Genomic DNA, 9,960 nt, shown 5'->3' on the forward strand with positions numbered 1-9,960 from the left:
CGCAAGCGGGACTCGCCCTGCACGGGAGATGAAGCACGGCGCAACATCCGGCGGAGTCCTCCGGGGCATCGGTCGATCCCATATTTTCTGACTTGGCGTCAGAATCGGTTCTTCGCGGGCGCCGTTCATTGAGAACGGGCGATCTGAAACCCGGCGAAGCTCTGGGCCACCGGCATCAGTTCGATCAGATGGACGTTCACGTGCGGGGGCACGCTCGCCGCCCAGTGCACAGCCTCAGCGACGTCATCCGCGCTCAGCGCCTGCGTGTCGGCGTACACCGCGGCAGCCCGGTCCCAGTCGGCGTGGAAGCGCACCACGGAGAACTCCGTCCCGCCGGACAGCCCGGCGCCGCCCACTCCTGCGGCAGGTCGGCGATCGCCGCAGCGACCGCTGCTCGCCCCGGTGACCAGCACAGTCCGCATCCGGGCTCCTCCTTCGTTCGGCCCAGACCACACCGTGTCACACGGAGATCACCGTGGAATCGTGGGCGTCATGACCGCGTGGGGCGATTTCGAACGGGGCGAGCCGGATCTCGCGGCGCGAGTGCGAGCGGCGTTCACCGACCGTCGGCACCACACCGCCGCGACGCTGCGGGCCGACGGCGCGCCGCGCATCTCCGGCATCGAGGTGGCGTTCGAGGCGGGCGAGTTGGTGCTCGGCTCGGTGGCCGGGTCACGCAAGAGCGCGGACCTGCGCCGAGATCCCCGGCTGGCTCTGCACAGCGCGACGGTCGACCCGGTCGAAGGCGCGCACGCGGACTGGCCCGGCGAGGCGAAGGTCTCGGGACGCGCGGTGGCCGTCGGGTCGATCGTCGATGGGCCCGACGGGGACCGCTTCACCCTCGACGTCGCCGAGGTCGTGCATACCCACCTCAATCCCGAGGCGACGCTGCTGGTCGTCGAGTGGTGGACGCCCGGCGGCGGACTACGCAGCCTCGAGCGCGCCTGACCGAGACTCGGCGATCCGTGGTCACCGACCCGTCGAGGCCGCCGGTGTCGCACGGGCGAACGAACTAGGCGTGCTACCGAAGCGCCGCCGGAACTCACGACTGAAATGGGACTGGCCGGTGTAGCCGACGGTCCGGGCCACCTCGCCGACGGTCAAGTCGCCGGCCTCGAGCAGCCGGCGTGCCCGGTCCAGACGCGCCTGGGTCAGGAATTGGTAGGGCGAGACCCCGGTGACCTCCTTGAAAAGATGCGCGAAGGCCGAGGCGCTCATCCCCACCTGGGCAGCTATCTGAGCCACCGTCAGTTGATTCGCCAGATTGGCACGGACGAAGCGAGCCGCTGTCGAGACCGGATCGGTCGCTTCGGCGGCGACGACCTGCAGCAAACGGTCCCGCTGGTCGGCCTGCAGCAGCCGGTAGGCGATCTCGCGTAGATACAACGGCGCGAGCACCCGACGGTCGGACTCCGTGCCGATCGCCTTCAGGAAACGCAGGAGGGCGCCCGCGAGCTCGTCGTCGAAGGCGCTGACGAACGCGGGCCGGTCCGGATCGGCTCCGGCCGCCACCGGGTGACGCAGGACCGTGAGGGTCCGTTCCTTCATCTCCGAGGCGACCTGCCGGACCAGCCCGGCTTCCAGACTCAGCGCCAGCGAGAGATAGGGATGCTCGGGCGACGCCTCGACGATCTGCGTGACGTACTCGGTCCCTCGGGTCAGCACCAGGTAGTTGAACGGGTCGTACGTCCAGGTCCGGCGCTCGATCTCGATTGTCTTGCGACCGGAGACAACTGCGCACAACGACAGGGCGTCCACGCCGGTGAGTTCCGTCGGTTGCGGCTCGGTCCACCGGTGCGCCGACAGCCGGGGCCACGCCATGGCGTGGCTCCCGACCGTCGGCGCCAGCTGTTCCAGGGCCGCGCGCAGCCCGTCGTGGGTCACGGACTCAGGATCGCCTGCGCCAGGGCCTGCGAGGAAGCCGGGTTCTGGCCGGTGTACAGCGCGCGGTCGATGACGATCCGCTCCGCCCACGCCGAGGTCGACTCGTACAGCCCGCCGTTGTCGGCCAGCTTGTCCTGCAACAGCCAGGGTGCCTTGTCCGCGAAGCCGACCTGGGTCTCCTCCTCGTTGCTGAAGCCGGTGAGCCGGTAGCCGTCGAAAAGCCAACTCCCGTCGGCCTTACGGGCGGCGAGCAGACCGGCCGGGCCGTGGCACACCGCGGCGACCTTCTTGCCCGCCGCGACGAACTCGACCAGCTGCGCTCCGAAGCTCTCGTCGACCGCGAGGTCCTCCATCGGCCCGTGGCCGCCCGGGATGAACACGGCGTCGTAATCGGCCGGGCGGATGTCCTCCAGCTTGACGACCTTGTCGATCTCGCCGGAGATCGAGTCGAGGTAGTCCCGGTGCGCCTGGCCTGCCTGGGCCGAGCCACCGTTCATCTCGGGGGAGAATCCGGCCTGGTCCGGTACGGGACGGACACCGCCGGGGGTGGCCAGAGTGATCTCGGCGCCCGCGGCGGCGAACACGCGGTGCGGCGCCACGAGCTCCTCCGGCCAGTAGCCGCACGGGTGCTTGGTGCCGTCGGCCAAGGTCCAGACGTCGGATCCGGTGATTGCGATGAGAATGTTTGTCATGCCGCCACCCTAGGAAACCGACGGCGAACGCGTCGAGCGCTGCGGCGAATCACGACAAAACCGAGCAGGATCCGGCCAACCTGAGCGCTCGTCAGAATGCCGGGCCGCCCGGCGGGAGGCCCCGGACCAGGTCGATCGCCCGACCCAGCGTGTCGAGCTTCTCGGCAAGGTCGGTCCCGGCCGGGTAGAGCCGGACCGTGGTGACCCCGACGGCCTGCCACGCGGCCAACCGGTCGCGCACCATCTCCTCGGTACCCAGCAGTGTTGTCGCCAACACCATCTCGTCGCTGACGGCGGCAGCCGCCGCGGGCCGGTCGCCGGCCTGCCAGAGGTCGCGAACCCGGTCGGCACGCTCGCCCCAGCCCTGCCGGCGGTAGGCGTCGTAGTAGAAGTTCGTGCTGGACGTGCCCATCCCGCCCAGGCTGAACGCCAGGCCGGGCTTGCGCTCGGTCACCATCTCGTGAAGCTGGACCTCGTCGGCCGCGAAGGCGACTTCCGCGCCCTGGCACAGGTCGAGGGCGGACAGATCGCGCCCGGCGCGGGCGGCCCCGGCCCGCAACGGCGCCAGCAGCGCGTCGGCGCCCTCGGGCACGAATGCCGTACCCAGCCAGCCGTCGGCGGTCTCGCCGGTCAGTTCGAGCATCTTCGGCGCCTGCGTGGCCAGGTAGATCGGGACGTCCGAACGCGGAGTCAGCGAGGTCCGCATCGGCTTGCCCTGCCCACCGGGCAACGGGATCCGCACGTGCTCGCCGGCGAAGTCGACCTTCTCCCCGGCCAGAACCGCGCGGATCACGCGCAGGGTCTCCCGGGTCCGGCCCAGCGGGTGCGCGAAACCGATCCCGTGCAGGCCTTCGAGCACCTGCGGTCCCGAGGCGCCGAGGCCGAGCCGGAAACGCCCGCCGGACATCTCTGCCAGGGTCATCGCGGTCTGCGCGATCAGCACCGGGCTGCGGGTGCCGATCTGCAGGATCCCGGAGCCCAAGCCCATCCGGTACGTGCGCCCGGCCAACCAGCCGAGGAACGACGGGGCGTCCGACCCCCATGCCTCGGCCACCCAGCACACGTCCAGGCCGAGAACCTCGGCCTCCAGCGCCAACTGCGAGGCCTCGGCCCAGCCGCCGGAGGCCTCCAGCGTCGTCGCGGTCCTCACGACACCGAGGTCACGTCTCGGCCAGGGTCTTGATGCCGGCGAGGGTTTTCGCCACGCCGGCCTGGAACTCCTCCAACCGGCGGGCCACGATGCGCTCCTCCTTCTCGGGGAACTTCTCGATGACCTTGGTCAGGTTCGACGGCCCCGGGCCCAGCCGGCCCCAGCCGCGCAGTCGGGTGCCCGCGGGGACGGCCTGCAATTCGTAACCCCAACTGGCCGCCGGTGCCTGCGCCGCGCCGACGTCCCACTGGAAGGCTCGGGGCGCGTCGCAGACCACGACCGTCGACTCGGTGGTCCACTGCCCGGCGGCCTCGTGCTCGTTCACGCCGCGGAATCGGTGCCCGACGGCCGGACCGGCGGCTCCGTCGACCCACTCGACCGACTTCGTCTCCCGGCTCAGCCTCGCGATCACCGCAATGTCGCTCACCAGTTCCCAGACCCGTTCCGGCGCCGCCGCCACCTCGACGGTGACGTCGACGACCGGGCAGTCGGCGTGCTTCATGCGATGCTCCTAGTGGGTTTCATCCGGGCTCCCCTCGGCCTGCGCGATGCGGGCGACGACCTGATCCAGCTTCACCTGTTCCCCGACGCGCACCAGCACCGACACGACGCCGTCGGCCGCGGCGGTCAACGTGTGCTCCATCTTCATCGCCTCGACTACCAGCACCGCCTCGCCGCGGCCCACGCTCGTCCCGTCGGCGGCCAGCACGGCCAGCACGGTTCCCGGCATCGGCGAGGTGATCTCGCCCGACCCGGACCCCGCGTCGGCCCCGCGCAACCGCTCGTGCCGGGCCCGCCGCAGGTGCCGGGTGACGCCGGCTTCGTGCACCCACCAACCGTCGTCGACGGCGAGCACGCGGTGCACCCGGCGCACGCCGTCGAGCACGACGGCAACCCCCTCCTCGACTCGCGACGCGGCGAACGACACCGGGTCGCCGACGGCATCGTCGGGGCCGTGGAAGATCGCGTGCGCGGCCGCCGGCGCGCCGGTCAACTCGACGGTGGTCACGCCGCCGGCGTGCTCCAACCGGACCCGGTGCGCCGCCGGGTCGCCCATCCGGAAGCCGACGAGACTGGCCCACGGATCGGTCGAGGCATCGTGGGCGATCAGGGCCGGCCAGTCCGCAGCAGCCACCGCGAGCAGCACCTCGACCGGCACCGGCTCGATCTGACGGTCAGTCACGAAGCGGTCCAGCAGGCCGGTGTCCAAGTCGCCGGCCCGGACCCGGGGGTCGCCGAGCAGTGCCCGCAGGAACGAGACGTTGGTGGTGACCCCGAGGACCAGCGTGTGGGCCAACGCCGTGTCCAGGCGGGTCAACGCCTGCTCGCGATCCGCCCCGTAGGCGATCACCTTGGCCAGCATGGGGTCGTAGTCCGAGCCGACCCGGAACCCGGCCCGGATGCCGGAGTCGACCCGCACACCCGCGCCGGCCGGTTCGACGAGTTCGGCGATCACCCCGCCGGTGGGCAGGAACCCGCGGTCCGGGTCCTCGGCGTACACCCGGGCCTCGACCGCATGGCCGATGAAACCTATGTCGGACTGATCCAGCGTCAGTTTCTCCCCGGCCGCGATCCGTAGCTGCCACTCGACAAGGTCGACGCCGGTGGTCATCTCGGTGACCGGGTGCTCGACCTGCAGGCGGGTGTTCATCTCCATGAAGAAGAACTCGTCCGGGGCGTCGGCGGAGACGATGAACTCCACAGTGCCGGCGCCGCGGTAGTCGACGCTGCGGGCGGTGGCGCACGCGGCGGAGCCGATCCGGCGCCGGGTGGCCTCGTCCAGCAACGGCGAGGGTGCCTCCTCGATCACCTTCTGGTGCCGCCGTTGCAGGCTGCACTCCCGCTCACCGAGGTGAACGACGTTGCCGTGCGCGTCGGCCAGTACCTGGACCTCGATGTGCCGCGGCGTGCTGACGAACCGCTCGAGGAACAACGTGTCGTCGCCGAAGGCGTTGCGGGCCTCGCGGCGTGCGCTGTCCAACGCGGGCTGCAGGTCTGCCGTCCGGGTGACCACCCTCATGCCCTTGCCGCCGCCACCGGCCGATGGCTTGATGAGCACCGGGTAGCCAACCCCTTCGGCGGCCTCGAGCAGGTCGGCATCGCTCATGTCGGGACGGGCCACACCCGGCACGACCGGGACACCCGATCGGACCACGGTGTTCTTCGCGGTGATCTTGTCGCCCATCACCGCGATCGCGTGAGCCGGCGGACCGACGAACACGATCCCGCGTTCCTCCAGCGCCGCGGCGAACGCGGCGTTCTCCGAGAGGAACCCGTAGCCGGGGTGAACCGCCTGGGCGCCGGTGGCGGCGCAGGCGACCAGCAGCCGTTCGATGCTCAGGTAGCTCTGCGCCGCAGCCGCCGGGCCCAGCCGGAAGGCGACGTCGGCCTCGTGCACGTGCCGAGCGTCGGCATCGGCGTCGCTGAACACAGCGACCGAACGCAGGCCCAACGTCCCCAGGGTGCGAATGATCCGGACTGCGATCTCGCCACGGTTGGCGACGAGCACGGAGCCGAACGGAAAATTCATGTCTGACACGGTCCTCACATCCGGAAGATGCCATAGGAGACCGGTTCCAGGGGCGCCTGGGCACACACCGACAACGCCAGGCCGAGCACGTCGCGGGTGATCGCGGGATCGAGGATCCCGTCGTCCCACAGGCGGGCTGTCGAGTAGTACGGGTTGCCCTGCGACTCGTACTGCTCGCGGATCGGGGCCTTGAAGGCCTCGGCCGCCTCCGCCGACCAGTCACCGCCCCTGGCCTCGACCTGCTCGCCGCGAACCGTGGCCAGCACCGAGGCGGCCTGCTCCCCGCCCATCACCGAGATCCGGGCATTCGGCCACATCCAGAGGAACCGCGGCGAGTACGCCCGACCGCACATCGAGTAGTTGCCGGCGCCGAACGAGCCGCCGATCACCACGGTCAGCTTCGGCACCCGGGCGCAGGCCACCGCAGTGACCATCTTCGCGCCGTGCTTGGCGATGCCCCCGGCCTCGTAGTCGCGGCCGACCATGAACCCGGTGATGTTCTGCAGGAACAGCAGTGGGATCGAGCGGGCCACGCACAATTCGATGAAGTGCGCGCCCTTCTGCGCCGACTCACCGAACAGGACGCCGTTGTTCGCGACGATTCCGATCGGGTGTCCGTGCAGGTGCGCGAACGTGGTCACCAGGGTGGTGCCGTACTCGGCCTTGAACTCCTGGTGCGCCCCGCCGTCGACGAGGATCTCGATGACCTTGCGGACGTCGTACGGGATGCGCGAGTCGGTGGGCACCACGTCGTAGAGGTCGGACTGCGGGCGCGGTGGCTCGACGGTCGGGGTTCGCACCCAGGCCGACGGGCCGGCCGGGCCCAGCGAGCCGACGATGCCGCGCACGATCTCCAGCGCGTGCAGATCGTCGTCGGCGAGGTGGTCGGTGACCCCGGAGGTCCGCGAGTGCAGCAGTCCGCCGCCGAGTTCCTCGGCGGTGACGATCTCGCCGGTGGCCGCCTTCACCAGCGGCGGTCCGCCCAGGAAGATCGTCCCCTGGTCGCGCACGATCACGGCCTCGTCGCTCATCGCCGGCACGTATGCGCCGCCGGCCGTGCAGGAACCCATCACCGAGGCCACCTGCGGGATGCCTCGCGCGCTCATCGTGGCCTGGTTGTAGAAGATCCGGCCGAAGTGCTCGCGGTCCGGGAACACCTCGTCCTGGCGGGGCAGGAACGCGCCGCCGGAGTCCACCAGATACACGCAGGGCAGCCGGTTGGCCAGCGCGATCTCCTGGGCCCGCAGGTGCTTCTTGACGGTCATCGGGTAGTAGGTGCCGCCCTTGACGGTGGCGTCGTTGGCGACGATCACGACCTCCCGGCCGCGGACCCGACCGATGCCGGTGATGATCCCGGCGCCGGGGCTGTCGCCGTCGTACATCTCCTCCGCGGCCAGCGGGGCGATCTCCAGGAACGGGCTGCCCGGGTCGAGCAGACGTTCGATGCGCTCGCGGGGGAGGAGCTTGCCGCGCGAGACGTGCCGGTCGCGGCTCTGCTGCGACCCGCCCAGCGCCCGCTCCCGTAGCCGCTCCCGCAGCTGGGTCACGAGCTTCTCGTGCTGCTCCCGATGTGCGCTGCCCGCCACCGCTGTCGCCATCTGCACGTCCTGATTTCGTCGTCCCGCACCACGGGTCCAGACCGCCATGAAATCAGGCGGCCTCTGGGCGATGGTTGACGCGTCCCTTTCCGTTGGCGTAGACGTGCCAGTCTCCAACCGACGCGACGGAGGCGGCCCGGATGCGATACACGCTCGGTACCAACGAGATCCCCAGTGCGTGGTTCAACGTCGCGCCGCACCTGCCCGAGCCATTGGCGCCCCCGTTGCATCCGGGGACCGGGCAGCCGGTCGGACCGGACGACCTGGCCCCGCTGTTCCCGATGGCGCTGATCGGCCAGGAGATGTCCGCCGAGCCGTGGATCGACATCCCCGGCGAGGTGCTCGACGTGCTCGCGCTGTGGCGGCCGACCCCGCTGGTCCGGGCCCGCCGCCTGGAGAAGGCGTTGGACACCCCGGCACGGATCTACTTCAAGGACGAGTCGGTCTCCCCGGCCGGCTCACACAAGCCGAACACCGCGGTGCCGCAGGCGTTCTACAACGCGGCGGAGGGCATCCGGCGGATCTCCACCGAGACCGGTGCCGGGCAATGGGGCAGCGCGATGTCCTTCGCCTGCAAGCAGTTCGGCCTCGAGTGCCAGGTCTACATGGTTGCCGCGTCCTACCACCAGAAGCCGTATCGACGGCTGCTCATGGAGACCTGGGACGGCAGCGTCGTTGCCTCACCTTCCGAACGCACCGAGGTCGGACGAGCCCTCCTCGACAAGGATCCCCACTGCACCGGTTCGCTGGGCATCGCGATCTCCGAGGCCGTCGAGGACGCCGTCGGGCGAGTAGACACCCACTACGCGCTCGGTTCGGTGCTGAACCACGTGCTGCTGCACCAGACGGTCATCGGCCTGGAGGCCAAGCGCCAGCTCGAGCAGGCCGGCGAGCGGCTGCCCGATGTCGTGATCGGCTCCTGCGGCGGCGGGTCCAACCTGGCCGGGATCGCGCTGCCGTTCGTCCCGGACCGGGGTGCCGGGGTCCGCCTGCTGGCCGTCGAACCGACCGCCTGCCCGACGCTGACCGCGGGCCGCTACGAGTACGACTTCGGCGACGAGGCCGGCATGACGCCGAAGCTGCTCATGTACACCCTCGGCCACGACTTCATCCCACTACCCATCCACGCGGGCGGGCTGCGTTACCACGGCGATGCCCCGATCATCTGCAACCTGGTCCACAACGGGTGGATGGACGCGGTCGCCTACCCGCAGAGCAAGGTTTTCGAGGCGGCGGTCCAGTTCGCCCAGACACAGGGGCAGATCCCGGCGCCGGAGACCGCGCACGCGATCCGGGCGGCGATCGACGAGGCTTTGGCCGCGCGGGAGACGGGTGAGGAGAAGGTGATCCTCTTCAACTACTCCGGGCACGGCCTGCTGGACCTCTCGGCCTACGACGACTTCCGCAACGGCCGCCTCGGCGAGGGCTGAGCACCAGGGCGAAGTCAACCCAGCTGCAGGGCAGCTTGGGCTTCCCAGTATTGGTTCCGTCTGGGTCTTCGGGTCGGGTCCACCCACGGCGGGGGCCGTAGCTCGGGGTGGCCGTCTTGCCCGAGTTCGGCTTCCCAGCTTGGTGATGCACTGCGTCGTGGTGCCGGTCGCACAAGAGCACGAGATTCGACAGGTCCGTGGCGCCCCCGGCGGACCAGTGGATCCGGTGATGGGTCTGGCACCACGGCGCGGGACGATCGCAGCCGGGGCCACCACGAGCACTGCAAGCACTGCGCGGAGGCCTGCCAGAACTGCGAGGACGCCTGTCGCGACCTGCTCAGTCAGCTCGACTGAACGGGTCGGAGACGCGGGTCTGCCAGTGCTGGTTGCGTCTTGGTTTTCGTTCGGGGTCCACCCACGCCGGGGGCCGTAGTTCGGGGTGGCCGTCCGCCCCGAATTCGGCGTCCCAGCCTTGGTGAGGCACGACGTCGTGGTGCCGGTCGCACAACAGCAGGAGATTCGACAGGTCGGTCGGGCCCCCGGCGGACCAGTGGATCCGGTGGTGGGCCTGGCACCACGGCGCGGGACGATCGCAGCCGGTGAACACGCAACCGGAGTCGCGGGCGACCAGGGCCAACCACTGCGCCGGGGAGACGATGCGGCGGGTGCGGCCCAT

Annotated in this window: 10 protein-coding genes; 2 read left to right on the top strand and 8 right to left on the bottom strand. The window is 70.4% G+C overall.

Annotated features, from left to right (window positions below; all coding sequences use genetic code 11):
* Positions 1–125: 125 nt before the first annotated feature.
* Positions 126–422 carry a hypothetical protein gene (locus tag VHU88_17810; protein HEX3613550.1) on the bottom strand — a complete coding sequence of 99 codons (297 nt, stop codon included), beginning with the start codon at positions 420–422 and terminating at the stop codon, positions 126–128.
* Between the two features lie 70 nt (positions 423–492).
* Between VHU88_17810 and VHU88_17815 the strand changes: the two genes are divergently transcribed.
* The gene (locus tag VHU88_17815; protein ID HEX3613551.1) at positions 493–948 is read left to right on the top strand and encodes a pyridoxamine 5'-phosphate oxidase family protein; all 456 of its coding nucleotides are present in this window, start codon (positions 493–495) and stop codon (positions 946–948) included.
* Positions 949–969: 21 nt separating this feature from the next.
* On the opposite strand, the gene VHU88_17820 is transcribed toward VHU88_17815, so the two are convergent.
* From VHU88_17820 to VHU88_17845, 6 genes are all read right to left on the bottom strand, one after another.
* Positions 970–1,884: an AraC family transcriptional regulator gene (locus VHU88_17820; protein HEX3613552.1), complete on the bottom strand. Its 915-nt coding sequence runs from the start codon at positions 1,882–1,884 to the stop codon at positions 970–972.
* Positions 1,881–2,576 carry a type 1 glutamine amidotransferase domain-containing protein gene (locus VHU88_17825; protein HEX3613553.1) on the bottom strand — a complete coding sequence of 232 codons (696 nt, stop codon included), beginning with the start codon at positions 2,574–2,576 and terminating at the stop codon, positions 1,881–1,883. The genes VHU88_17820 and VHU88_17825 overlap by 4 nt, the downstream gene beginning before the upstream one ends.
* A 91-nt stretch (positions 2,577–2,667) precedes the next feature.
* Positions 2,668–3,726, bottom strand: coding sequence for an LLM class flavin-dependent oxidoreductase (locus tag VHU88_17830; protein ID HEX3613554.1), 1,059 nt, complete (start codon positions 3,724–3,726; stop codon positions 2,668–2,670).
* Positions 3,727–3,736: 10 nt separating this feature from the next.
* On the bottom strand, positions 3,737–4,228 hold the full coding sequence (locus VHU88_17835) for an SRPBCC family protein (GenBank protein HEX3613555.1): 492 nt from the start codon (positions 4,226–4,228) through the stop codon (positions 3,737–3,739).
* A gap of 9 nt (positions 4,229–4,237) precedes the next feature.
* Positions 4,238–6,256 (bottom strand): acetyl/propionyl/methylcrotonyl-CoA carboxylase subunit alpha, encoded by a 2,019-nt coding sequence (locus tag VHU88_17840; protein ID HEX3613556.1) that lies wholly within the window; start codon positions 6,254–6,256, stop codon positions 4,238–4,240.
* 14 nt (positions 6,257–6,270) lie between these two features.
* A complete protein-coding gene (locus VHU88_17845) occupies positions 6,271–7,854 on the bottom strand; it encodes a carboxyl transferase domain-containing protein (protein ID HEX3613557.1) in 1,584 nt (527 codons plus the stop codon).
* 140 nt (positions 7,855–7,994) lie between these two features.
* Here VHU88_17845 and VHU88_17850 point away from each other — a divergent pair, with 140 nt between their 5' ends.
* Entirely contained in the window at positions 7,995–9,284 is a 1,290-nt protein-coding gene (locus VHU88_17850) for a TrpB-like pyridoxal phosphate-dependent enzyme (protein HEX3613558.1), read from the top strand.
* A gap of 337 nt (positions 9,285–9,621) precedes the next feature.
* On the opposite strand, the gene VHU88_17855 is transcribed toward VHU88_17850, so the two are convergent.
* The coding region (locus tag VHU88_17855; GenBank protein ID HEX3613559.1) for an HNH endonuclease signature motif containing protein at positions 9,622–9,960 on the bottom strand (339 nt) is incomplete at its 5' end.

The sequence above is a fragment of the Sporichthyaceae bacterium genome (assembly GCA_036269075.1).
GTDB lineage: Bacteria > Actinomycetota > Actinomycetes > Sporichthyales > Sporichthyaceae > DASQPJ01.

What these genes read in the sequence shown, in the direction of transcription:
- VHU88_17810 (HEX3613550.1), bottom strand. Translation starts at nt 422, where the DNA reads ATGCGGACTGTGCTGGTCACCGGGGCGAGCAGCGGTCGCTGCGGCGAT.
- VHU88_17815 (HEX3613551.1), top strand. Translation starts at nt 493, where the DNA reads ATGACCGCGTGGGGCGATTTCGAACGGGGCGAGCCGGATCTCGCGGCG.
- VHU88_17825 (HEX3613553.1), bottom strand. Translation starts at nt 2,576, where the DNA reads ATGACAAACATTCTCATCGCAATCACCGGATCCGACGTCTGGACCTTG.
- VHU88_17835 (HEX3613555.1), bottom strand. Translation starts at nt 4,228, where the DNA reads ATGAAGCACGCCGACTGCCCGGTCGTCGACGTCACCGTCGAGGTGGCG.
- VHU88_17840 (HEX3613556.1), bottom strand. Translation starts at nt 6,256, where the DNA reads ATGAATTTTCCGTTCGGCTCCGTGCTCGTCGCCAACCGTGGCGAGATC.
- VHU88_17845 (HEX3613557.1), bottom strand. Translation starts at nt 7,854, where the DNA reads ATGGCGACAGCGGTGGCGGGCAGCGCACATCGGGAGCAGCACGAGAAG.
- VHU88_17850 (HEX3613558.1), top strand. Translation starts at nt 7,995, where the DNA reads ATGCGATACACGCTCGGTACCAACGAGATCCCCAGTGCGTGGTTCAAC.